This is a genomic window from Sphingomonas sp., assembly GCF_030145815.1.
Lineage (GTDB): Bacteria > Pseudomonadota > Alphaproteobacteria > Sphingomonadales > Sphingomonadaceae > Sphingomonas.
On sequence record NZ_JAIXHL010000017.1, the window covers coordinates 35,790 to 59,238 of the forward strand.

Genomic DNA, 23,449 nt, shown 5'->3' on the forward strand with positions numbered 1-23,449 from the left:
TCCCAATGGGATCGCGCCATATTCAGACAGCACGTAACCCGATCGCTAGCGCAACGTGTCAGCGGGCGGAAGGTTCAATGTCACCTCAGTCCAACGCTTTAACCCGCGCGCGATAGGCATGCAGCAGCGGCTCGGTATAACCGCTTGGCTGCGCAACCCCCTCAAACACCAGCGCCTGCGCCGCCTGCAGTGCCAGGCTGTCGGGGTTGCCCGCCATCGGTCGGTAGAGCGGGTCGCCCGCATTTTGCGCATCGACCTTGGCCGCCATCCGCGCGAACGCGGCATCGACATCCGCCGCCGTCGCAACGCCATGCAGCAGCCAGTTGGCGATATGCTGGGAGGAAATGCGCAGCGTCGCGCGGTCTTCCATCAGGCCGATATCGTGGATGTCGGGCACCTTGGAGCAGCCCACACCTTGATCGATCCAGCGCACGACATAGCCAAGAATGCCCTGGGCATTGTTGTCGAGCTCGCGCGCGACCTCTTCCGCCGTCCAATTACGCCCCTGTGCGACCGGAATGGTCAGCAGATCGCGCATCGCGGGCACCGGCTCGCCGGCAATCTCCCGCTGGCGCGCGAACACATCGACCTTGTGGTAATGCATCGCGTGCAGCGTCGCGGCGGTGGGCGATGGCACCCAGGCGGTGTTCGCGCCGCTCAGCGGATGGCCGATCTTCTGGTCCATCATGTCGGCCATGCGGTCGGGCGCGGCCCACATGCCCTTGCCGATCTGCGCCTTGCCCGACAGGCCATGTTTGAGGCCGATCCGCACATTGCGGTCCTCATAGGCCTTGATCCACGCGCTGCCCTTCATCTCCGCCTTGGGAATCATCGGCCCGGCGCGCATGCTGGTGTGAATTTCGTCCCCGGTCCGGTCGAGAAAGCCGGTGTTGATGAATGCGATGCGACCCCGCACCGCATGGATGCACGCCGCGAGGTTGGCGCTGGTCCGCCGCTCCTCATCCATCACCCCGACCTTGATCGTGTGGCGGGCAAGGCCGAGCAAATCCTCCACCGCGTCGAACAGGTCGTTGGTGAAGGCGCATTCGTCCGGCCCGTGCATCTTGGGTTTGACGATATAGATGCTACCGGTGCGGCTGTTGCGGGTGCGGCCCAGCCCGTTGAGGTCGTGCAGCGCAATGGTGCTGGTCAGGATGGCATCGAGGATGCCCTCGGGCGCCTCTGCGCCATCGATCAGCACCGCCGGATTGGTCATGAGATGCCCGACATTGCGGACGAACAACAGGCTGCGCCCCGGAAGCGTCAGGTCGCTCTGGTGCGGGCGCTTATAGACACGGTCGGCGGCAAGCTCGCGGGTCAGCATCCGCCCGCCCTTCTCGAACGTCTCGGTCAAATCGCCGCGCATCAGGCCGAGCCAGTTGGCATAGGCCGCGACCTTGTCCTCCGCGTCCACGGCCGCGATCGAATCCTCCAGATCGACGATGGCGGTGAGCGCCGCTTCGAGCAGCACATCGGCGATACCTGCCGGGTCACTCGCGCCGATCGGGTGGGTGCGATCGACCAGCACCTCGATATGTAGGCCATTATGGACGAACAGCATCGACTCGCCGCGCGTGCCGACAAACTGGCCCGGATCGGCGAGTGGCAGGTCGCCGCCCTTGAAGTCCGCCCAGCTCAGTCCGGTGAGCGGCACCGCCTGGTCGAGAAACGCCTTCGCCGCCGCGATCACCTGCGCGCCGCGCTCGGCATCATAGCCGCCTGGCTTCGCTGCACCCGGGAGCGCGTCGGTCCCATAGAGCGCATCATACAGGCTCCCCCAGCGCGCATTGGCGGCGTTGAGCACGAAGCGCGCGTTGAGTGCGGGGACGACCAGCTGTGGCCCGGCCATCGTCGCGATCTCGGCATCGACATCGCGTGTGCCGATGGTGAACTCGCCCGGCTCCGGCGCCAGATAGCCGATCTCGCGCAGGAACGCCTCCTGCGCCGCCGGGTCGGCCGCGCGCACCGGGTCGGCGGCGCACCACGCATCGATCTGCGTCTGAAGCTCTTCGCGCCGCGCGAGCAGGTCGCGGTTGCGCGGAGCAAAGCGCGCGAAAATCGCCGCCGCGCCCGCCCACCAGTCGTCGGCGGCGATACCGAGCGGCGGCAAGACCCGCTCTTCGACGAACCGGACGAGCGGCTCGGCGACGGTCAGGCCGGCGCGAATCGGGGTGGCGGTCATGGAATCCTCCTGGCTAGCAACAACGACTGCCCTGGGGAGGGGACGGGTCGATTAGGCCAGAATAGGGGGCCGGATCAAGCGGCTAGAATCCCGGCGAGATCGCCGCCGCCGCTGCTTCTACCCGTTCGAGCATCTTGCGCAGTTGTGCCTGCTCCTCGTCGCTCAGGCTGGCGAAGATGCGGCGTTCGAACTCAAGCGCCTGCGGTGCGATCTGGCGATAGAGCGCCCAACCCTCGGCGCTGAGGTCGAGGAGATGCGAGCGCTGGTCGTCGGGATTGGGGGTGCGCGTGACCAGTCCGCGCTCGTGCAGCGAAATCGCCGCGCGGCTGACCGTCACCTTGTCCATATGCGTGCGCCCGCACAGCGCCTGCTGGCTCATCGAGCCGAATTCGGCCAGCACCGTCACCAGCCGCCATTCGGGGATGCGCAGCCCGAACCGTGCCTGATAAGCCCCTGCAATCGTTCCCGACACCCGGTTGGAAGCGACCGAAAGGCGATAGGGCAGAAACGCGTCGAGTTTGAGTGTTGCCGTCATAGGACAGTGATGCCGCGATCGTGCCAAGGATGCAATGTTAGCAATGCTTCATTGCGCAAAAGGACCGGGTGGCGACAGGAAATGTCACCACCCGGCCACTCGATCAGACGGACACCCGTGTCAGGCGCGGCGACAGCAAGTGGATCGCACCGACGGCGAGGAAGTAGACGACGGTGCATGCGGCGAAGATCAGCGTGTAGTTGCCATCCGTCGCATCGAGCACCAGCCCGGTTGACTTGGCCATGATCATGCCGCCAACGCCGCCGCAAAAGCCGCCGAGCCCGATCACCGACCCCACCGCGCGCTTGGGGAACATGTCCGGCGGCAGCGACAGGAGGTTGGTCGAGAAGGCCTGGTGCCCGGCGAGCGCAAGGCCGATCAGCGCGACCGCCAGCCACATATTCTCCAGCTGCGTGACGAACAGCAGCGGGAGGACACAGCAGCCCGCGATGATCATCGTCACCTTGCGCGCGGCGTTCGGGGTCCAGCCCTTATGGATCAGGTTCGACGACAGCCACCCACCCGCGATGCTGCCCACGTCGGAAAGCAGATACATCACGATCATCGGCAACAGCACGACCTTGAGGTCGACATTATAGGTGCTGGCGAAATATTTGGGCAGCCAGAACAGCATCAGGAACCACACCGGATCGGTCAGGAACTTGGCGACCGCAAACGCCCATGCTTCACGCAAGCGAACGACACGGCTCCAGCCGATCTTCTCGATCTGCTCGGGCGGATCATGCTCGATCCAGGCGAGTTCGCCATCGCTCACCCGGCCGCTCTCGCGCGGGTTGCTGTAGAATTTGAGCCACAGCACCAACAGGATGACGCCGAACAAACCCGAGTAAATGAACGTCTCGCGCCAATCGAGGCCGAGCCAGGTCATGAACACCCACAGCGTCGGCGCGGTCAGGATCACGCCGATCGTGGTGGCCGAGTTTACCCAGCCGATCGCGTAGGCGCGTTCCTTTTGCGGGAACCACTCGCTGCTTGCGCGGACGACCGACGGGAAATGCCCCGCTTCGCCCACGCCCAGCACGATGCGCGCCGCCATGAACGAGGCGACCGAGCTCGCGAAGCCATGCATGACATGGCCGATCGTCCAGACCGTGATCGCGATGCCATAGCCGATCTTCGGCCCGAACCGGTCGACCAGCCAGCCCATGAGCAGGAAGCCGAGCGCATAGGCCGCCTGGAACGCAGTGACGATGTTGCCATAGTCATTCTCGTTCCACCCCAGCTCCTTGCCGAGGTCCGGCGCGAGCAGGCCCAGCATGGTGCGGTCGATGTAATTGACGGTGGTCGCGAAGAAGAGGATCGCGATGATCATCCATCGATAGCGCCCGGTGCGGGGCACCGGCCCCGCGCGGGCTGGTTCGCCGCCGGTTTCGGCCTGCGTCGCGTTCATCCATACTCTCCCTAAGCGGCGGGTCTGGCAGCCTCGATCGTGCAGCTCACCCGCATGGTGCCGAATGTGGCAGTAACCTGTGCCTGTGGCGAGACTTCATGGACGCCGGTAACGGCACCCGACGAAATCCACTGCCCCGGGCGCAGCGCAATCCCGCGCGCCGCCATCGTTTCGAACAGGAAGCGCGCTGCGCCGACCGGGCCGTCGAGCATCGTGCGCGCGGTCGCGGCACCGATCTCAACCCCGTCAATGCTCAGCGTCACCGGCCAGTCGAGAAAGCCCGAATTGCGCCAGTCCGGAATCGCGTCGCCAACCACCAGCCCGTGATTGTTGCCAAAGTCCGAAATCGTCACCAGCGGCCCATGCGCATTGATGCCGGGAAAGGGCGAACTGGCAATCTCCAGCCCGACATGCACAGCGTCGATCAAATCGGCGGCCTCGTCCAGCGTATAGCTGGTCTTGCCGGGATCGGGCGCGGTCCCGATGCGCAGCAAAAACTCGGCTTCGGCCGCGCCGAACCCGTCGCCGAAGATCGGCATCGCCGGGACCGACTCATTGCTGCGCACAAAGGGTGCGAAGATCGGGCCGGCCAGACGGTTGGTACCGAGCTGTCCATCGAGCGGCGGATTGATCCGGCCAACCTTCCATCCCGCGACATCGTCACCAGCCAGCGCGAGCGCGCGATCCTGGATCGCATAAGCGTCGGCCAGCGTTGTCGGCGCAGTGCCGGGATATTCGGGCAGCCCGCGGGCATCGCGGCGTGCGGCGACGAAAGCCTCCGCAATGATATCCAGGTCGCTCATCCACCCCTCACGTCTGTTCTTGGCCGCATCGCTAATGGAAACCGGTGTCACTGGCAAGACATCGGTTGCATCGATTGCGATTTTGCCGGGCCGCGCGTCAACCGGTGACATGCAGCACGTGCGCCATCGTCATCCGGCCGGCCCCGCCCCGATTGGCTAGCATCCGGTTGCGCGCTATGCACGGGCCATGAAGAAGACTGCTCAGGCGACGATCAACGATGTCGCACGGCTCGCCGGCGTTTCCAAAAAGACCGTCAGCCGCGTCATCAACCGCTCCCCCCTGCTCAACGAGGAAACGCGCGAGCGGGTCGAGAAGGTGATCGCCGAGATCGGCTATGTCCCCAACCCTCAGGCACGCGCGCTGGCGCTGCGCCGCAATTTCCTGATCGGGCTGATCCACGACAACCCCAATCCGCACATGGTGCTTAATGTGCAGCATGGCTTGCTGGAAGTGTTGCGCGATACCGAGTTCGAACTGATCGTCCACCCGGTCGATCGCGGGTCGCCGACGATGCTCGACGATATCCGCCGCTTCCTCGAACGTCAGCGGCCCTATGGCGTGATGCTGCTCCCCCCGATTAGCGAGAATGATTCGCTCGCCGAATTGTGCAGCGAAATCGGCACGCGGTACGTGCGCATGGGCTCTGCTGCATTCGACGATCCGCAGCATATGGTCGCGTCGAACGATCGCGAGGTGGTGCGCGGCGCGGTCGGGCATCTGTTCGAGTTGGGACATCGCCGCATCGGGCTTGTGCAGGGGCCGCACGGCTTTCGCTCGGCGTTCGAACGCAGCCAGGGCTATGAGGCCGCGTTCGACGACGCCGATCTGCCGATTCAGCGCACGCTGATCGCGCAGGGCGACTATACGTTCGAATCGGGGATGCGCGCGGCCGAGCGGCTGCTCGACCTGTCGCCGCGCCCGACAGCGGTGTTCTGCTCCAACGATGCGATGGCGGCCGGCGTGCTGCACACGGCGCGGCAACGCGGACTCGACGTGCCGCGCGACCTGTCGATCGTCGGCTTCGACGACACCACCATCGCCTCCTACCTGTGGCCGCCGCTCACCACCGTGCGCTGGCCGATCGCGACCATGGCGCGCGCGGCCGGCCTCAAGCTGATCGGCAACGCCGAGGATGAGGATGAGGAAGCGGCGGAATCGCTGTTCGTCTCGACCCTGATCCGCCGCGCATCGGTCGCGCCACCGGCAGAGTGAACGATAACGCACGCGCGAAGTTGCAACACAACTTGCATCATAATCTGACACCGGTTACCTAGCAGGCCTATCCGTTATCGCTTATGGCGCGCGTGACCCGGCGCTTTCCCGCCGCCCCACCGTCCAATTTGGAGAGGAATCGACCCATGAAGATCGCGCTGATTACCGAGAACAGCCAGGCCGCCAAGAACGGCATCATCCACGACGCGCTGACCGCCGTGGCCGAGCCGCTGGGGCACCAGGTGTTCAACTATGGCATGTATTCGGCGGAGGACAGCGCGTCGCTGACCTATGTCATGAACGGCCTGCTCGCCGGCATCCTGCTGAATTCCAAGGCGGCGGATTTCGTGGTCACTGGTTGCGGCACCGGCATGGGTTCGATGCTCGCGTGCAACGCGATGCCAGGCGTGTTCTGCGGCCTGGTGATCGACCCGACCGACGCCTTCCTGTTCGGCCAGATCAACGACGGCAACGCGATCTCGATGCCCTATGCCAAGGGTTTTGGCTGGGCCGCCGAGCTCAACCTGCAGGACGTATACCGCAAGCTGTTCGACGGCGAGCGCGGCCTTGGCTACCCTAAGGAGCGCGCCGAGATCATGCGCAAGAACCGTGGCATCCTCGCCGACCTCAAGGCGACGACCTGCCACGACATGCTGACCGTGCTGAAGACCGTCGATCAGGACCTGCTGCGCGCCGCGATCGCGGGCGAGAAGTTCGCCGAGCTGTTCTACCCGAACTGCCAGGACGCGGCGATCGCCGACTATCTCAAGAGCGTGAGCGCGCAGCCCGCGCTCGCCTGATCCCGTCCGCGCCCGCATTCTGAACGGAGAGGCCATGTTCGACCGCACCTATTATGCCACCCATCCCGACATGATGGAGTGCGTGTCGAACGACGAGCTGCGCGACCGCTACCTCATCACCGACGTGTTCCGTGAAGGCGAATGCGTCCTCAACTACACCCACGCCGATCGCATGGTGATCGGCGGGGTGCTGGTCGGGTCGGGCGCGGTCCGCCTGCCCGATCAGACCGAACCGGCATCGGCGGCGGGTCACCCGTTCCTTGAGCGGCGCGAGCTGGGGATCGTCAATGTCGGCGCGGTCGCGGGCACCGTTACCGTCGATGGCGAGACGTTCACCCTGGGCAACAAGGATTGCCTGTATGTGACGATGGGCGCGGCGGACGTGCAATTCTCGGGCGAAGGGGCGCGCTTCTACCTCGTCTCCTGCCCCGCGCATCGCGCCTTCACGACGCGTCAGCTCGGCATTGCCGACGCGAACCGGCTCGACCGGGGCAGCCTCGCAGAATCGAACGAGCGTTCGATCTATCAGCTGGTGATCCCCGGCGTGTGCGACAGCGCGCAGCTGGTGATGGGCCTGACCGTGCTCAAGGAAGGCAGCGTGTGGAACACCATGCCGCCGCACATCCATGAGCGCCGCAGCGAGATCTATTTCTACTTCGAGCTCGACAATCTCGATACCGACCGCGTGATGCATTTCATGGGTGAGGGCGAGGCGACCCGCCACATCGTGATGCAGAATGAAGAAGCGGTGATCAGCCCGCCCTGGTCGATCCATATGGGTGCGGGCACCCGGTCCTATGCCTTCATCTGGGCGATGGCGGGCGAGAATCAGGACTATACCGACATGAACGTGCTGGACATCTGCCAGCTGGCGTAATGCCCCAAGGACGAGGTTACTCCATGAATCCCTTTGATCTCACCGGCCGCGTCGCGGTCGTCACCGGTGCGAACACCGGCATCGGCCAGGGCATCGCGCTCGCGCTCGCACAGGCTGGCGCAGACATCGCCGCGGTCGGCCGCTCCGCCGCCACCGAAACGGTGGAGAAGGTCCGCGCGCTCGGCCGCAAGGCCGAGATCATCAATGCCGACCTGTCCTCGATCGAGCCTGTGAGCCGAATTGTGGACGAAACTGTGGAAAAGCTCGGCGGGCTGCACATCCTCGTCAACAATGCCGGCATCATCCGCCGCAATGACAGCGTCGACTTTACCGAAGAAGACTGGGACGCGGTGATGGACACCAATTTGAAGTCGGTATTCTTCCTGTGCCAGGCGGCGGCGCGGCACATGATCCCCAATGGCGGGGGCAAGATCATCAACATCGCCTCGATGCTGACCTTTCAGGGCGGCATCCGCGTGCCTAGCTATACCGCGTCGAAAAGCGGTGTCGGCGGCCTGACCAAGCTGCTGGCGAACGAATGGGCAAGCAAGGGTATCACCGTCAACGCGATCGCGCCGGGCTATATCGCCACGAACAACACCGACGCGCTGCAAAAGGACGAGACGCGCAACCGCCAGATCATGGAGCGCATCCCGGCGGGCCGCTGGGGAGATCCGGCCGATCTGGGCGGCGCGGCGGTTTTCCTCGCTTCGCGTGCATCGGACTATGTGCAGGGCCACATCCTCGCGGTAGACGGCGGCTGGCTGGCGCGCTGACGCCGGCTTAGCTGAGGAGACATCATGGCCGGCCGTATCGTCTGTTTCGGGGAGTTGCTGCTCCGCCTGACCGCTCCGGGGCGCGAACTGCTGATGCAGACCGGCAGCCTCGACGTCCATGTCGGCGGTGCCGAGGCCAATGTCGGGATCGGCCTCGCCAATCTGGGCCATGACGTTGCGATGGTCAGCGCGGTGCCGGATAATCCGCTAGGGCAAGCCGCGATCCGCTTCGTGCGCGGACAGGGCGTCGATACCCGCAACGTCCAGCTGCGCGACGGGCGCATGGGCCTCTATTTCCTCTCGGTCGGCGCTGGCCTGCGCGCGTCCGACATCGTCTATGACCGCGCCGCATCGAGCTTTGCGACCGCCCCCGCCGACGCGTTCGACTGGCGGACCATTCTCGACGGCGCGTCCATGCTGCATTTGTCGGGCATCACCCCCGCGCTCGGCCCGGCGACCGCCGCTGCAGCAATCGCCGCAGCAAAGACCGCGAAGGAGATGGGCGTCGCGGTCAGCTTCGACGGCAATTACCGCGCGCGCCTATGGGAAAGCTGGGACAGCAATCCGCGCGCGGTGCTGACCGAACTGGTCAGCCTCGCCGACACGATGTTCGGCAATCATCGCGACGTGTCGCTGCTGCTCGGCAAGACCTTTTCGGGCGACGGCGCGGATCGTCGCCGCGAAGCCGCCGAAGCCGCCTTCGACGCCTTCCCCAATCTGCGGCGCATCGCCTCGACCGCGCGCCATGTCGATGACGCCGACCGCCACCGTATCGCGGCGCGCGTCGACACGCGTGAACGCGGCTATCAGACCGATGAAGTCGTGGTGGCGGGCATCGTCGACCGCATCGGCGGCGGCGACGCCTTTGCCGCGGGGATCCTCCACGGCGTGCTGTCGGGACAGGATCTGGAGGCCACCGTCGCCTCCGGCCTCGCGCTCACCTGCCTCAAACATTCGCTCCCCGGCGACGCGTCGCTGTTCGGCCAGCGCGACATCGACGCCTTCATCGAGGGCGGACTGGACGTGCGCCGGTGATTGCCCGGCGGACGCTGCTGGGCGCAGGCGCGGCGCTGACCGCCCTGCCCTCCGCCGCGTTCGCCAAGGGCGATCCAATCGCCACCGGGACAACCGGACTCTGGCAGGGCAAGCGTGACGGAGTCACGCAGGCATTCCTTGGCATCCGCTACGGCAACGATACCAGCCGCACTCGATTCCAGCCCGCGACCGCCCCAGCGCGCAGTCGCGAGACGATCCGCGCCACCGCATTTGCCAGCAATTGCCCGCAACGCAGCGGCCTCCCCAATCAGGCCGAGGATTGCCTGTTCCTCAACGTCTGGACGCCGCACGCCAACCCGAATGCGCGCCGCCCGGTGATGGTCTATTTCCATGGCGGGGCTTACTCCAACGGCACCGTGATCGAGCCGCAGGTGTTCGGCCAGAAGTTGGCGGAACAGGGCGATGTCGTCGTCGTCACCGTCAACCACCGCCTCAACGCGCTCGGCTATCTCTACCTCGCCCGGCTCGACCCGCGCTTTCCCGACAGCGGCAATTTGGGCCAGCTCGACCTGATCCTCGCGCTCAACTGGGTGCGCGACAACATCATCGGCTTTGGCGGCGACCCTAATCGGGTGATGGTGTTCGGCCAGTCCGGCGGCGGTGCCAAGATCGCGACGCTGATGGGCATGCCCGCCGCGAAGGGCCTGTTCCACAGCGCCGCGACGATGAGCGGACAGCAGGTGACCGCGAGCGGCCCGCTCAACGCCACCGCGCGGGCCAAGGCGTTGCTTTGGAAACTTAACGCCAAGCCTGGCGATCTGATCGACATGCCGGTTCAGCAGCTGATCGATGGCCTTTCCGCCGAAGACCCGATCCTGGGCGGTGGGGTCTATATGGGCCCGGTGCTCGACATGAAGTGGCTGACCCGCCACCCCTTCTGGCCCGACGCCAATCCGATCGGCAACGGCATCCCGCTGATCCTCAGCAATACGCGCGACGAGACCCGCGCGTTCATCGATCCGAAGAGCGAGGCGGTGCGCACGCTCGACTGGTCGAACCTCGCCGAGCGCATCGCGCCGCAATTGCGCATCGACGCGCACCCCGAATGGGTCGTCGCCGAATATCGCCGCCAGTTCCCGGACTGGACCGCGCAGGACATTTTCTACGCCAGCACCACCGCCGGGCGCAGCTGGCGCGGGCAGGTGATCGAGGCGGAGGAGCGCGCCAAGGCCGGCGTCCCCGCCTGGGTCTATCAGCTCGATTTTCAGTCCCCGGTCGCGCCCGAACGCGGCGCAGCGCATACCCACGACATCCCGCTGGTGTTCGGCACGATCGGCGCAGAGGGCACCGTCTCCGGCACCGGGCCCGGCGCGCAGGCCGTGTCCGCGGCGATGCAGCGCGCCTTCGTCAACCTCGCCGCGACCGGCAATCCCAATGGCGCGGGGGTGCCCGAGTGGCCAAAGTACACCCTGCCCGAGCGTCAGACGATGCTCTTCGACACGACCAGCCACGTCGAGAACGACCCGCGCAAGTGGCAGCGCGAGCTGTTCGCCCGCATCCCCTATATTCAGCCCGGAACCTGATCCGCCAGCACCGGCGCCAGCACCAGCCGGTCGAGGATCGCCGCGACATCGTCCGCCGCCATGTCGGGCGCACGGTCGAGCCACCAAGTCAGGATCGTCAGCGCCGCGCCGACCAGATGCGTCACCGCCAGCTCGCGCGGCAGCCCTTCCGGCGTCTCGGCCGGGCTCGCTAGCGCCTGCGCGATCGCGCGCTGCGTCACCATCTGCCGCATCGGATCGCCCGCACCGGTCAGCAGCGCATGGCACAAGGTGCGGCGCGACAGCACCTCGGCGGTCAGCGTGCGCACCAGCGCGAGCCGGTCGCCCTGCTGCAGCATCGGCAGCAATTTGGCGAGCAGCTCGGCGATCAGCGAATCGGCGACTTCGATCAGCAGCGCCGACAGGTCCGGATAATGGCGGAAGAAGGTCGCATAACCGACTTTGGCCCGATCGGTCAGCATCGCGACCGTGATCTCGCCGAACGGACGCTCGGCCACAAGTTCGACCAGCGCCGCACCCAGCGCTGCGCGGGAACGGACGACGCGCGCATCGCTTGAAACCCCGCCGCGCTTCGCTATCTTATGATCCATTGTGTATCACAACCCGGAGTGTGTCATGTCCGCCCAGTCGCATCTTGCCAGCCCGCCGGCCCGCTGCCCGGTCGATCATGCGCGCGATGACCGCAAGTCCGCAAGCGCGGCGCGCGGCGGTCTGATCCAGGCGCCGACAGTGTCCGGATTTGAGGCAGTGCGCGCGGTGCTGCGCGATACTAATGGCCGCCAGGCGGGGTTCAAGGCCGAGGTGATCGGCAAGTATCGCGGCAAGGCGCGCCCGCCGATCCTGTTCCTGCATGGCGAGGCGCATCGCCGCCAGCGCAGCGGCACTGCGCGCTTCTTCACCCCGCGCGTGGTCGAGACGCGCTATCGCGAACTGATGGAGCGGACCAGCGACGCGCTGATCGCGCGGCTGGTAAAGGACGGCAGCGGCGATCTCGACCGGCTGTCGCTCGAAATGGCGGTCGCCGTCGCGGCCGAGATTGTCGGCCTGACCGAAAGCGACATCGACGGCATGAGCCGCCGGCTCGACTCCTTCTTCAGTACCGCCTTCCAGACCGGGCGCGGGAAGTTTGCCGAGATCATGAGCTTCCTGCTCGGCCAGTGGCGGATGCGCCGCTTCTACGCCAAGGACGTGAAGCCCGCGATCGCCGCGCGCCGCGCCGCGCCGCGTGAGGACGTGATCTCGCACCTGCTGAGCGAGGGCTATAGCCCGCTCGACATCCTCACCGAATGTTTCACCTATGGCGCGGCGGGGATGGTGACGACGCGCGAGTTCATCACCATGGCCGGGTGGCATTTGCTCGAACGGCCCGACCTGCGCGCGCAATTTCTCGCAGCGGATGCCGATGGGCAGATCGCGATCCTTGAGGAAATCCTGCGGCTCGAACCTGTCGTCGGCACGCTCTACCGCCATGTCGAGGGCGGAACCGTTGCGCTCGACGTCCGCGCGGCCAATGGCGATCCGGCGGCGGTCGGCACCTGCCCGCATGCGCTCGACCCGGAGCGCGCGCGCGCACCGCGCGTCACCGGCCCGGGGCTGGCGTTCGGCGATGGCGAACATCGCTGCCCCGGCGCGGGCGTGGCACTGCACGAATCCGCGGTGTTCCTCGACAGGCTGCTCCGCGTCCCCGGCCTGCGGCTGGAGCGCGCACCCGATGTCGGCTGGAACCCGCTGATCGCGGGCTACGAGCTGCGTCACTGCCGCCTGGCGATCGATCCGGCTTAAGAGCCAGCCCGCAGCGCCCCGATCAGCGTGACCATGTGATCGATATAGGTGCCGGTCGAAATCCCGATCGGCCCGTCCTTGACGTCGAACGGCGACGTATCGCTGCTGTCGCCGACATTGCTCGACCGGAAATCGCCTGGCGCGACCTCCTTCGATCCGGGGCCGCGATAGGGGTGGCTGATCGCCTTGAGCTGGGTCGGCCACCAGCCCTCTGCGTTAAGCGAGGCGACCAGCTCGCCCGCGCTCTTGCCGCCCGTGACATTCATGTCCGACCCCGGCTCGACCGCCGCGACCCAATAGGCTGACAGCGGCTGGCGCCCTTTCAGCAAGGGCGAATCCTTGGACACCGGCCCACCGGGGATCGCGCGCAGCTTTTCATACTCCCGGCGGAGCTTCGACACATCGACCGAGCGGCGCGGATTGTAATGACCGATCGTGTGCGCCGGGTCGTGATCGACATAATATTCGCCATTGACGACATTCGACCCGCGCCGATGCACCCAGAGCGGCTTATTGGTGCCGATCTCGACAAAGGTCGGGAACTGCCGGTTCCCCACCCACAGCGCTTCGGGCAGCCTTACGCTATCGAGCCAGTCCAGCGCCGCCGGGATCGGCGCGAGATATTTCGCATTCCCGGTCAGGCGATAAAAACCCATCAGCTCCTGGATGTTCGACGCGGTGGTATGCGTGACCAGCGCCTCAGGCTCATAGGTGCGCGCGCCCGCTGGCGAGAAGTCCGCGCGGTGCTGCAACCCCCAGCCGGCCTGTGGCGCGGGCTGCTGGGTCTTCAGATAAACGTCCATCGCCCGTTCGATCGCCGGCAGCACCCGCGGATCGCCGATCGCCTGATGATAGGTCAGCAGCACGTCGATATTGTCGTTGATGACCGAGTCATTGAACGTAATGAGACCGGTATAATCAGGCTTGCCGTGCAGCCCGCCGTCCTTGACCCGCGGCCAGCGCTGCGGCCAACCGCCATTGTCGAGCTGGCTGGCGAAGATGAAGTTGATCGCCTTGTCCAGCCCGCGCTTGAACCGCGCCTCGCGCTTCTCGACATAGAGGCGGATCAGGAATCGGATCGCCTCGCCCGTCCCCTGATCGTCAAACGTGGCGTTGCCCCAATGGTGCTGGAATTCCTCCATGCGCCAGGCGTTCTTGCCGATCGTCTCGTACCAGCGCTTGGTCGAAGCCGGACCGCCGAAATCGATGAAATAGCCCCAGCCGCCGGTCGGCAACTGTCCGTCGATCAGCGCCTGTGCCGCCTTGGCCGACGCCTGATAATAATATTCGTCGCCGGTGGCGTGATAGGCGTCGAGGTAGAGATGCCCCATCGTCGCGGTGCCGGGCGGCTGCACCCACACCATCGTCTTGTAGGCTTCGAGCTCCCCCCAGACGCGCGAGCGGTCGGGCAGATACGACCAGAGATAGCCGCCGCGATAGGCAAGCTTTTCGACCATGAACCGCGTCGCCCGCTTCATTGTCGCGGCGATCTCGGCGCTCGACGGCGACTGCGCGCGCGCTAGTGCGGGGGTCAGCATCAATGCGGCGGACGCGGCGAGCAGCTGGCGGCGGGCAATCATTTACGCGGTACTCCTTCAAGCGGATAAGCGATAATCAGCACCAGCGGCTTCTCGCCGATCTGGCGAATGCCGACATGGGCGCCGGTGTAGAGATAGACAGTCATGCCGGGCGTCAGCCGCGCAGTCTCGCCGTCGGAGCTGACCTCGCCCTCGCCCGACACGACCGCATAGACCTCGTCATGGTCGATCGGATGGACGCCGATTGCGGCGCCCTTGTGCAGCGCGCGTTTGCGATATTCCATCATCCGCCCCGGCACGCCGTCGGTGATGCGCCACGCGGTGCTCATGCCGATGCGGCCATGCGGGGGCGGTTCCTGCACGCGCTTCGCGGCTTCGTCGATCACCACCATCGGCCGCGCGCCGCGCTTCGCCGCCCAGTCGATCCCGCCCATGACGTGATCGACGACGCGCGGGTCGCTCCACGATTCCTTGGTATGGCCGAGACCGGTATAGAACACCTGCCCGCCCTCGAACCGGTGCGCCCAGGCCACGGGACGCGGATTGACGCCCTTCTCCCCGATCGAGCTCGGGTCCAACGTCAGCAGCGGGAGCAGACGTGGGTCGAAATCGTCGAACCAATACCATTCATCGACCAGCTCGGCGGTCTCAGGAAAGCTGCGAATCGAAGGGTGGTCGAGCGGCGCACGGGTCACGGCGCCCTTAGGCGTCCCCGCCGGATGCCGGGCAAAGCGCGCCCCCATCATCCGTCCATACCAATCCCAATAGTAATGCGAATCCGCGGCGCCATGGACGCCGACGATCCCCCCGCCTGCCCGAACAAAGGCCATCAGCGTGTCGCGCCGCGCGCCGGTGAACCACTCGCTGCCGGGTTCCTTGGGCTTGGTAGTTGTCGACAACAGCACGATCACGGCGAAGCGTTTCACCCACGCCGCGTCGTCGAACAGCGCGGGGTCTTCGCTGGCCACGACATGATAGCCTTTGGCGCGCGCAGCCTTGGTCAACGCCGCGACGGCAGGCTCGATCGAGTCATGCCGCCAGCCGGTTGTGTGGCTGAACAACAGGATTTCGGGTTGCAGCGCGATGCTGTGCCGCGGTGATGCCGCCCCGCCCAGCAGGATCGCCGCCAGCAGCATCAGCATCGCCCGCATGTCATTCTCCTCGTCTCACGCGAGCGGCTCGCTCAGCCAGCGGCCAGCGCGTTCAGATAGTCTTCGACATTGCTATAGCCGTTGCCATCGCGATCACCCGAGGAATCGTCGCGCTTCGGGTCGAGCCCGTGCTGTCGCTCCCAGGCGTCCGGCATGCCGTCGCCATCGCTGTCCAGCGGCGCGGTACCGCTACGCAGGTCAGGCCAGCCGCCAACGTCGCGCTGGCTGTCGATCTGCTTGCCGGTGCGGGTGCGCACCCCCGCGACCACCGCCGCATCGACGCTGTCGCGGCTGCGCGAAGCCCCTGCGCGCGCCAGCACTGCCGTCTCGACGCTCGCCGCTCCGGCACAGCCCACCTTGGGCATTTCGACCGGAGACGACAGCTTCTGCGCAGGATCGGTGATGCCCGTCACCAGCGACCACGGGTCGGCCGGGACCACCCCGTCCATCGCATTGTCGGCAAAGAAGGATTTCGCGACCGGATTGCCCTCGTCAAACGCAATCGCCTTGGTCGACTGCGGCCCACGCACATAGGCGTTTCCAACGAAATTATACCGGGACAGGCTGTCCTTGTCGGCATTGTAGCCCGACCGCCCGCCGCCCCAATTGTAGAACAGGTTGCAGCGGAAATCGAAGAACGCACCTTCGGGATCGGCGGCAGCGGGAGCGTAATTGCCCGGTCGCGGCATCCGCGCGCTGTGATTAGCCCACAGGTTATGGTGAAAGCTCGCCCGCGCCCCACGCCCGCCGCGCACCAGGCTGCCATAGCCGTGCGCGCCCTTGGCATGGAGCGATTTGGTCAGCGAATCCGCGATGATCGACCATTGCACGGTAACATCATACCAGCCTTCGCCCGGCTCGGCATAATTACCCGACACGGAGAGCGTCTCGTCCACCGACCAGCTTGCCGAGACATGGTCGATGATGATCCGCCGCCCCGCGCGGATCCAGATCGCGTCGGATTCGGTCTTGGATTCATCGCCAAGCCGCGATCGGATGAAGCGGATGACGACATCATCGGCCTGCACCACCAAAGGATGATCGCGCAGCGTGATGCCATCGCCCGGCGCACTCTGCCCCGCGATCGTCACCCGCCCCTCGCGCACCGTCAGCGGCTTGCTCAGCTGGATCGTGCCCGACACCGCGAACACGATGATGCGCGGCCCCTTCGCCTCGACCGCCGCGCGGAAACTGCCGAGGCCGCTATCGGCCAGTGTCGTCACGGTCAGCACCTTGCCGCCGCGTCCGCCGAGCGCAGTCGCGCCCGCGCCTTCCGCTCCGGGAAAGGCGGGGAGCGGCGTCGCCGCCCCCGCAGACATCAGCAGCAGCGCCCCCAGCATCAGAAATTCGCGCGCACGCCAAAGGTCACGATGCGACCCGTACTGGCATAGACGCTCGACACCGGGTTCGCCTGATACATGGTGCGATATTGCGTGGTGTTGGTCAGGTTGCGCCCTTCGACCGACAGGCTGATTGCCTTGGTCAGCTTGTAGGACATCGCGAAGTCGAGGTTAAACGTGTCCTCGTTATAGCCAAAGTCCGCGACCACCGGCGAGTTGCACACGCCGCCGCCATTGGTGGTGGTGCCGACCGCACAGGTGCCCGACGACAGCGGGAAGCGGTTCACATATTCCTTGCGATACGCCCCCGACACGCGCGCCTTGAGCGGGCCATGCTCGTAGTAGAGCGTCGCGTTGAACGCATGCGGCGAGGTGTTGAGGAAGGGCGCGGTCGCGAAATTGTTGACTGCGGTCGAACCGGTCTGCCCCTGCGTCGTCGAGAGCGCGGTGCCGGTCAGGTAATTCAGTTCCGACTTGATATAGGTGTAGTTGGCGGTGACGCCGAACCGCTGCAGGAAGCCCGGCAGGAAGAAGAAGTTCGACTGGACGTTGAGCTCCAGCCCCTGGATCTTGCCGCCCGGTGCGTCGTTGAACTGGCGCACCGCGAACACGCCGCCGTCCCGGATATATTGCGCCAGCGTGGTGCTGGTGACGTTGGTCAGGATCTGGTCGATGATCGCCTGCTCATACACGTCCTGCAACGCGAACTCACCCGCGACCTGCTGCGGGAAGGAGCTGATATCCTTCTGGAACAGCGCGAGGCCGACAAAGCCGTTGGTGCCCCAATAATATTCGAAGCTGAGGTCAAGATTGGTCGAACGGAACGGGTTGAGATACGGGTTGCCCACGGTGATCGACGGCGCCGCGCCGCCCACGGTCAGGCCGGTCGGGAAGGAGGTGGTGCCCGGAGTCAGCGCCGAAAGCTGGGGCCGCGACATCGTCTTGGCTGCGGCAAAGCGGACCTGGAAATTGTCGCTGACTTCATAGGTCAGGTTACCCGCAGGCAGCACATCGGTATATTCGTTGCGCGCGGTGACGATCGTGCCGAGCGCCCCGTTCGCCGCACCCCCGACCGATCCGGTGCCGTCGACCCGCGTATTGGCGACGCGGACGCCGACATTGCCGCGCAACCGGCGATCCATCACATCGACGTCGAAGTCCATCTGGACAAAGCCCGCCATGTCGCGCTCACGCACCGCATTACGTTCACGCCCATCGGCCTGGGCGCGGTAATCGCCCCATTTGTTGATGCAGTTGCAGTCGATCGAGAAGTAATTGCGGAAGGCGTCGAGATTGGGTGCGTAGAAGCTGGTCGGGGTTCCCGCCGGTACATTCAGCCCCTGACCGAACCCGACCAGCTGGCCGAGCTGGGTAATCTGCAGCCCCGCCTCGACCAATGTCGGGTTGATCGCTTCGATGCCCGAATTGCGACGACCACCCAGGCTGTCGAAGTCGAACGTCTTGTAGGTCCCGCCAAAGCGCAGCGTGAACTGTTCGGACAGATCCAGCTCGAAATTGGCGCGCCCGACGCGGAATTCGTTGTTCACCTCATTGGTGAAGTAGCGGATCGTCGACAGGCCCTTGACCAACGTCCATTGCGTCGGATCAGCGACGTTGAAGCCCGGGTTGAAGATCGGCATGTTGCCGCCATTGCGCTCGTCAAAGACATAGCCGTCGCGGTCGATCGCGTTGAATTCGACCAGCATGCCCTCTGCGTTGAATTCCGACTTCGACCAGCCGCCGGTGATCGCAACGCGGAAATTGTCGCTGAACTCATGGTTCACGTTCAGCGTTGCCTGTTTGAAGTCGGTCTGGCCGAACTGCGCATCGGCAAAGCTGCGCCAGTCGACATTGTCGAGGACAAGGTAATCGGCCTGGCCCGCAGCGTTGACATTGGCGGCGCGGATCTGCGTGCCCGGACGGCCGAGCAGCTCATCATAGAAAGCAATGCTGTTGGCGTTCGGGATATAACCCGGCGACACGGTCGAGTTGTAATAGTCGAACGGGTCGAGGTTGAACGGATTGTAGCTCGCACGCGTCCCGGCGACGAGCGTGTTGCCGTACAGCGCTTGTCCGCAATCAAGCGATGCGCTGGCGTCGCAGCGGGCATAGAGCGCACGGCGGTCGGCGAGGCCGTTGGTGGTGTTGAGCGCGCGCAACGTGTTCTGCGCGACACGCGTGTTGGTGCCGTTGCGGTTCAGGCCGATCGTGGTGATGCCCTGCGAATTCGAGTCCTGCCGGTACCGCGAATAGACGAAGTCACCGATCACCTCGGTGCGCGACGTCGGCTGCCACTGGGCGGTGAAGGTCACGCCCAACCGGTCATATTGCAGATCCTGTCGCCCGATCGAGGGCAGCGCCGGGATGATCGTTTCCGGGGTCACCAGCGCATAGGCGGCGGGGTCCGATCCGAAGGTCGGCCCGGTGCCGGTGCCGGTCGGACGCGCGAATCCGAACACATTCGGCGACACGCCAGCATGTTGCGAATTGCGATAGGCGAATTCGAACTGGCCGGGGTTGCGGCGATAGGAATCGATCTGCTGGCGCTGATCCTGGAACGCGACCGTGCCCAGAATGCCGAAATTATCGGTCAGCTTCTTCGAGAAAAGCGCCGTCAGCCGCGGGTTCCACGTATCGCCATTCTCGCGATACTCACCCTCGGCGCCGATCGCGATGCGGTCACCCTTATAGGCCAGCGGACGGCCGGTGATCAGGTCGATGATCGCGCCGAGCGAGCCTTCCTCATTCGCGGCAGTCACCGACTTGGTGATCTTGACCCCGCTGAACAGCTCCGAGGCAAAGGTATTGAAGTCGAACCCGCGCGAGCGGTTCGCGCCAGCGTCCGACTGGTTGCCGCCGGAGATGTTCTGCGCGTCGGCGCCGTTCAGGAACACGCTCTGGAAATCGCCGCCCAGGCCGCGCACGGTGATCGAGCGCCCCTCGCCATTGTCGCGGTCGATCGAGATGCCGGGCAGACGCTGGATTGATTCGGCGATGTTCGCATCGGGAAAGTCGGCAATGTCCTCCGCCGTGATCGAATCGACGATCTGGTCGGCCTTGCGCTTGTCGCTCAGCGCGTTGGCGAGGCTGGCGCGGAAACCGGTAACAACGACCTCTTCGCTCTCGGCGTCCGACTGGCCCTCCGCCGGCGTCTGCTGCGCCCAGGCCGGACCTGCGGCAACGAGCGATAGCGCCAGCGCGAGCCCCGAGCTCGAGCGGCGTGCAAAATGAAGCTGACGAATGGCCATGGAATCCCCTCTCTGATGTCGCGTCGCAGACCTGTTGCCGGTCCATCGAATGACACCGGTATCAGGCAGTGGGGCGCTTTTCAATCGTCAAACACGGCCCGTAACGATGTGGCGCTCCGCAGTGGTGCGCATTTGGCAGCCAGGCGGGCAGGCCGACGCCACCGCACTACCGAACTTGTCCGGGTTGACAGCCGCAGCGGAATGGCAGAGAAACGCAATGACACCGGTTTCTCTATCGCGAAACCAGTGTTCGACCGTGAGAACACGGCGAATTTGGAGAGGATCTGCTCGAACCGACGCTGCACGCGACCCGGCATCCCCTCCGCACCGACATCCGGCTTTTGGCGAGTCGCCAGGCCATTTGCAGCTACCGGTGTCATCGACACCGTTTGAGAGGGGAATATCAATGCGGTTCACTGTTCGCCGTGGCGGCGCACGCCTGCTGGCAGCCACTTCCGCCCTTGTTATCGCTACCGCCGCCCAGGCGCAGGACGCGCCGGCCGAGCCCGCTGCTGGCGAGGATGAGGAAATCGTCGTCACCGGCTTCCGCGCATCGCTCGACGCCGCGCTCAACGTGAAGCGCGACTCGGTCGCCGCGGTCGATGCGATCGTCGCCGAGGATATCGCCAAATTCCCCGACCAGAACCTTGCCGAATCGCTCCAGCGCATTCCCGGCATCGCGATCCAGCGCGACGGCGGCGAAGGGCGCGCGATCACCGTGCGCGGCCTGGGTTCGCAGTTCACCCGCGTCCGCGTCAACGGGCTTGAGACGATCACCACCAGCAATGACGGCGCCGCATCGAACCGCGACCGCGCGTTCGACTTCAACGTGTTCGCGTCGGAACTGTTCAGCTCGATCGTGGTGCACAAGACTGCGTCCGCCGACCTCGACGAAGGTTCGCTCGGTGCGGTCGTCGACCTCAACACCGGCAATCCGCTCAAGGGCAAGGAAGGCTTCACCTTCGCCGCATCGGCCCAGGGCAGCTATAACGATCTGTCCGACACCTGGGGCCCGCGCGTCGCCGGCCTGATCGGGTGGAAGTCGCCCGACGGCACGCTCGGCGCATCGGTCTCCGCCGCCTATCAGAAGACCACGACCAAGGAGATCGGCAACAACACCGTTCGCTGGGCGCAGGCGCGCTTCGATTCGGTCAACGGCACCAACTGCTTCACCACCGCGAACAGCGGCGGCACCTATGTGCCCAGCGCTGCGTGCGATCAGGCCGCGCTGTCGTTCCACCCGCGCATTCCGCGCTACGGCGAAATCACCCATGATCGCGAGCGTCTGGGCCTGACCGGCAGCATCCAGTGGTCGCCGAGCGATGCGACCAAGGTTTCGATCGACGCGCTCTATTCCAACTTCAAGGCCGACCGCCGCGAGAAATGGGGCGAAGTGCTGCTGCGTTCGAACGAGCGCTCGATCAACGTCGTCAATCCGGTCTATGACAGCAGCAACAACATGATTGCTGCCACGCTCAACGACGCTTGGGTGCGGACCGAGCATTTCCTGAAGCAGAGCGAGACCGAATTCTACCAGATCGGCGCGACCTGGGATCAGGACGTCACCGACAATTTCCGTTTCACCCTCATCGGCGGCTATTCGCGCTCGAACGCCGATGTGCCGGTCGAAACCACCATCGTGTTCGATGATCGCGATGCCCAGGGCTATAGCTACGACTATCGCAACATGCATGCACCGACGCTGACCTTCGGCACCAGCGTCACGACGCCGGGCAACTTCCAGCTCGCGGAAATCCGCGACCGTCCGTCCAACGTGCTCAACCAGTTCCGCAATGCGCAGCTGCGCACCGAATGGGACGTGACCGACAATTTCACGGTCAAGGCCGGCGCGGTATGGCGGCGCTACAACTACGACATCGTGGCGTTTACCCGTGACACGGCGGTGTGCGGCAATGGCGGCGTCGATCGCGTGCTAGGCACCCTGACCTGTTCGCCGACCAGCCTGTTCGGTCCGACCGCCGTCTATGGCTTCCCGGTCACTGCGGCGCTGTCGGAGCTGTTCACGCTGACCGGCTCCAATGCGCCGTCGGGCACGACCACCAGCTGGCTGATCCCCAACCTCGAAGCCGCCACGGCCTATACCAACCTTTATGGCCGGACGGCGAACCTCGACGGCGGCAATAATCGCGGCGTCGTTGAGGAAACGACCGGTGGCTATCTCCAGTTCGATGCCAAGGGCGCGATGTTCGGGCTCGATTATGCGCTCAACGCAGGCATCCGCTATGTCCGCACCGACCAGTCGTCCTACGGCATCAACAGCGGCGTCGTGGTGACGGTCGAGCGCGACTATGAGGACTGGCTGCCCTCGTTCAACCTTGCCCTCTATCCGTCGAACGACATCATCATCCGCGGCGCCATCGCCAAGGTGATGACGCGTCCCTCGCTCGGCAATTTGACGCCGGGCGGTTCGGCCGATGGCTTCAACTATCGCGTCACCAGCGGCAACCCGTTCCTGCTGCCGTTCCGTGCGACCAATTTCGACCTGGCGTTCGAATGGTATTTCGCGCCCCAGTCGATCTTCTCGGTCGCGCTGTTCAAGAAGGATGTCGCGAGCTTCCCGGTCGCGATCACGCGCACCGGCACCTTCACCGAGACCGGCCTGTCGCCGTCGGTGCTCGTGCCGTCCTCGCCCGCAGCGCTCAACCCGATCCAGCAGTCGCAGCCGATCTGGACGATCGCGACCACCGGCAACGGCACCGGCGCATCGCTGGAAGGCGTCGAAATCGCGCTGCAGGCACCGTTCAAGTTCCTGCCCGGCTTCCTGTCGAACTTCGGCGGCATCGTGAACGCCACCTTCGTCGACAGCTCGGCCACCTATACCCAGCAGGGTCCGGCAACGACGCCGGGCGGATCGCTGCCGTCGGTTTCGGTCGAGAACACGCTCTATGGTCTGTCGAAGAAGCAGTACAACGCGACGCTCTACTATGAGGACAGCAAGTTCAGCGCGCGCGCGTCGGTCAGCTATCGTGACGGCTTCACCGATGCAGGTTCGGGCACCGGCAACGTGTTCGAAGGCTATGAAGCGATCACCAATGTCGATGCATCGGTGCGCTACAAAGTGACCGACTATCTCGAACTCTCGGTCGAGGGAACCAACCTCACCGACGCCTATCGCGAGCGCTGGACCGACATCAGCGCGCGTCGCAACTATGAAAACAACCACTTTGGCCGCACGATCCTCGTGGGCGCGCGGATCAAGATGTGACCGAGAGAG

General features: G+C 65.1%; 17 protein-coding genes and 1 pseudogene. 8 read left to right on the plus strand and 10 right to left on the minus strand.

Annotation, left to right across the window (positions count from 1 at the left end; translation table 11 throughout):
• Positions 1-85: 85 nt before the first annotated feature.
• From KYX69_RS15330 to KYX69_RS15345, 4 genes are all read right to left on the minus strand, one after another.
• Positions 86-2,182 (minus strand): malate synthase G, encoded by a 2,097-nt coding sequence (locus KYX69_RS15330; RefSeq protein WP_300498726.1) that lies wholly within the window; start codon positions 2,180-2,182, stop codon positions 86-88.
• An 82-nt stretch (positions 2,183-2,264) separates the two neighbouring features.
• On the minus strand, positions 2,265-2,717 hold the full coding sequence (locus KYX69_RS15335; RefSeq protein WP_300498728.1) for a MarR family winged helix-turn-helix transcriptional regulator: 453 nt from the start codon (positions 2,715-2,717) through the stop codon (positions 2,265-2,267).
• A gap of 103 nt (positions 2,718-2,820) precedes the next feature.
• Positions 2,821-4,128: an MFS transporter gene (locus KYX69_RS15340; protein WP_300498730.1), complete on the minus strand. Its 1,308-nt coding sequence runs from the start codon at positions 4,126-4,128 to the stop codon at positions 2,821-2,823.
• A gap of 11 nt (positions 4,129-4,139) precedes the next feature.
• Positions 4,140-4,931, minus strand: coding sequence for a 2-keto-4-pentenoate hydratase (locus KYX69_RS15345; RefSeq protein WP_300498732.1), 792 nt, complete (start codon positions 4,929-4,931; stop codon positions 4,140-4,142).
• 187 nt (positions 4,932-5,118) lie between these two features.
• Between KYX69_RS15345 and KYX69_RS15350 the strand changes: the two genes are divergently transcribed.
• The 6 genes from KYX69_RS15350 (at position 5,119) to KYX69_RS15375 (ending at position 11,176) form a co-directional block, all read left to right on the plus strand.
• Complete coding sequence (locus KYX69_RS15350) at positions 5,119-6,144, plus strand: LacI family DNA-binding transcriptional regulator (RefSeq protein WP_300498734.1); 1,026 nt, start codon at positions 5,119-5,121, stop codon at positions 6,142-6,144.
• Between the two features lie 146 nt (positions 6,145-6,290).
• A complete protein-coding gene (locus KYX69_RS15355; RefSeq protein WP_300498736.1) occupies positions 6,291-6,944 on the plus strand; it encodes an RpiB/LacA/LacB family sugar-phosphate isomerase in 654 nt (217 codons plus the stop codon).
• A 34-nt stretch (positions 6,945-6,978) separates the two neighbouring features.
• A complete protein-coding gene (gene kduI, locus KYX69_RS15360; RefSeq protein WP_300498737.1) occupies positions 6,979-7,821 on the plus strand; it encodes a 5-dehydro-4-deoxy-D-glucuronate isomerase in 843 nt (280 codons plus the stop codon).
• Between the two features lie 23 nt (positions 7,822-7,844).
• Entirely contained in the window at positions 7,845-8,597 is a 753-nt protein-coding gene (kduD, locus tag KYX69_RS15365; protein ID WP_300498739.1) for a 2-dehydro-3-deoxy-D-gluconate 5-dehydrogenase KduD, read from the plus strand.
• Positions 8,598-8,621: 24 nt separating this feature from the next.
• On the plus strand, positions 8,622-9,632 hold the full coding sequence (locus KYX69_RS15370; RefSeq protein ID WP_300498740.1) for a sugar kinase: 1,011 nt from the start codon (positions 8,622-8,624) through the stop codon (positions 9,630-9,632).
• On the plus strand, positions 9,629-11,176 hold the full coding sequence (locus KYX69_RS15375; RefSeq protein WP_300498741.1) for a carboxylesterase family protein: 1,548 nt from the start codon (positions 9,629-9,631) through the stop codon (positions 11,174-11,176). The genes KYX69_RS15370 and KYX69_RS15375 overlap by 4 nt, the downstream gene beginning before the upstream one ends.
• On the opposite strand, the gene KYX69_RS15380 is transcribed toward KYX69_RS15375, so the two are convergent.
• Positions 11,161-11,745 carry a TetR/AcrR family transcriptional regulator gene (locus tag KYX69_RS15380; protein WP_300498742.1) on the minus strand — a complete coding sequence of 195 codons (585 nt, stop codon included), beginning with the start codon at positions 11,743-11,745 and terminating at the stop codon, positions 11,161-11,163. The genes KYX69_RS15375 and KYX69_RS15380 overlap by 16 nt on opposite strands.
• Before the next feature lie 25 nt (positions 11,746-11,770).
• Here KYX69_RS15380 and KYX69_RS15385 point away from each other — a divergent pair, with 25 nt between their 5' ends.
• Positions 11,771-12,937, plus strand: a complete 1,167-nt coding sequence (locus KYX69_RS15385; RefSeq protein WP_300498743.1) for a cytochrome P450 — start codon at positions 11,771-11,773, stop codon at positions 12,935-12,937.
• On the opposite strand, the gene KYX69_RS15390 is transcribed toward KYX69_RS15385, so the two are convergent.
• The 5 genes and pseudogenes from KYX69_RS15390 to KYX69_RS15410 form a co-directional block, all read right to left on the minus strand.
• The gene (locus tag KYX69_RS15390) at positions 12,934-14,517 is read right to left on the minus strand and encodes a pectate lyase (protein ID WP_300498744.1); all 1,584 of its coding nucleotides are present in this window, start codon (positions 14,515-14,517) and stop codon (positions 12,934-12,936) included. The genes KYX69_RS15385 and KYX69_RS15390 overlap by 4 nt on opposite strands.
• On the minus strand, positions 14,514-14,867 hold the full coding sequence (locus KYX69_RS15395) for a cupin domain-containing protein (protein ID WP_300498794.1): 354 nt from the start codon (positions 14,865-14,867) through the stop codon (positions 14,514-14,516). The genes KYX69_RS15390 and KYX69_RS15395 overlap by 4 nt, the downstream gene beginning before the upstream one ends.
• A 33-nt stretch (positions 14,868-14,900) precedes the next feature.
• Positions 14,901-15,626, minus strand: a pseudogene (locus tag KYX69_RS15400) (ThuA domain-containing protein); the annotation flags it as partial.
• Positions 15,627-15,658: 32 nt separating this feature from the next.
• A complete protein-coding gene (locus KYX69_RS15405; protein ID WP_300498745.1) occupies positions 15,659-16,966 on the minus strand; it encodes a pectate lyase in 1,308 nt (435 codons plus the stop codon).
• Positions 16,966-20,214: a TonB-dependent receptor gene (locus tag KYX69_RS15410; RefSeq protein ID WP_300498746.1), complete on the minus strand. Its 3,249-nt coding sequence runs from the start codon at positions 20,212-20,214 to the stop codon at positions 16,966-16,968. Before KYX69_RS15410 ends, KYX69_RS15405 begins: the two co-directional genes overlap by 1 nt.
• Before the next feature lie 406 nt (positions 20,215-20,620).
• Here KYX69_RS15410 and KYX69_RS15415 point away from each other — a divergent pair, with 406 nt between their 5' ends.
• A complete protein-coding gene (locus tag KYX69_RS15415) occupies positions 20,621-23,440 on the plus strand; it encodes a TonB-dependent receptor (protein ID WP_300498747.1) in 2,820 nt (939 codons plus the stop codon).
• The last annotated feature ends 9 nt before the right edge of the window (positions 23,441-23,449 follow it).

Bases quoted from the DNA above. Each gene is read 5' to 3' on its own strand.
- KYX69_RS15340 (WP_300498730.1), bottom strand. From the start codon at position 4,128: ATGAACGCGACGCAGGCCGAAACCGGCGGCGAACCAGCCCGCGCGGGG.
- KYX69_RS15410 (WP_300498746.1), bottom strand. From the start codon at position 20,214: ATGGCCATTCGTCAGCTTCATTTTGCACGCCGCTCGAGCTCGGGGCTC.
- KYX69_RS15380 (WP_300498742.1), bottom strand. From the start codon at position 11,745: ATGGATCATAAGATAGCGAAGCGCGGCGGGGTTTCAAGCGATGCGCGC.
- KYX69_RS15335 (WP_300498728.1), bottom strand. From the start codon at position 2,717: ATGACGGCAACACTCAAACTCGACGCGTTTCTGCCCTATCGCCTTTCG.
- KYX69_RS15370 (WP_300498740.1), top strand. From the start codon at position 8,622: ATGGCCGGCCGTATCGTCTGTTTCGGGGAGTTGCTGCTCCGCCTGACC.
- KYX69_RS15345 (WP_300498732.1), bottom strand. From the start codon at position 4,931: ATGAGCGACCTGGATATCATTGCGGAGGCTTTCGTCGCCGCACGCCGC.
- KYX69_RS15385 (WP_300498743.1), top strand. From the start codon at position 11,771: ATGTCCGCCCAGTCGCATCTTGCCAGCCCGCCGGCCCGCTGCCCGGTC.
- KYX69_RS15390 (WP_300498744.1), bottom strand. From the start codon at position 14,517: ATGATTGCCCGCCGCCAGCTGCTCGCCGCGTCCGCCGCATTGATGCTG.
- KYX69_RS15395 (WP_300498794.1), bottom strand. From the start codon at position 14,867: ATGGTGGTGATCGACGAAGCCGCGAAGCGCGTGCAGGAACCGCCCCCG.
- kduI (WP_300498737.1), top strand. From the start codon at position 6,979: ATGTTCGACCGCACCTATTATGCCACCCATCCCGACATGATGGAGTGC.
- KYX69_RS15350 (WP_300498734.1), top strand. From the start codon at position 5,119: ATGAAGAAGACTGCTCAGGCGACGATCAACGATGTCGCACGGCTCGCC.
- KYX69_RS15415 (WP_300498747.1), top strand. From the start codon at position 20,621: ATGCGGTTCACTGTTCGCCGTGGCGGCGCACGCCTGCTGGCAGCCACT.
- KYX69_RS15330 (WP_300498726.1), bottom strand. From the start codon at position 2,182: ATGACCGCCACCCCGATTCGCGCCGGCCTGACCGTCGCCGAGCCGCTC.
- kduD (WP_300498739.1), top strand. From the start codon at position 7,845: ATGAATCCCTTTGATCTCACCGGCCGCGTCGCGGTCGTCACCGGTGCG.
- KYX69_RS15405 (WP_300498745.1), bottom strand. From the start codon at position 16,966: ATGCTGGGGGCGCTGCTGCTGATGTCTGCGGGGGCGGCGACGCCGCTC.
- KYX69_RS15355 (WP_300498736.1), top strand. From the start codon at position 6,291: ATGAAGATCGCGCTGATTACCGAGAACAGCCAGGCCGCCAAGAACGGC.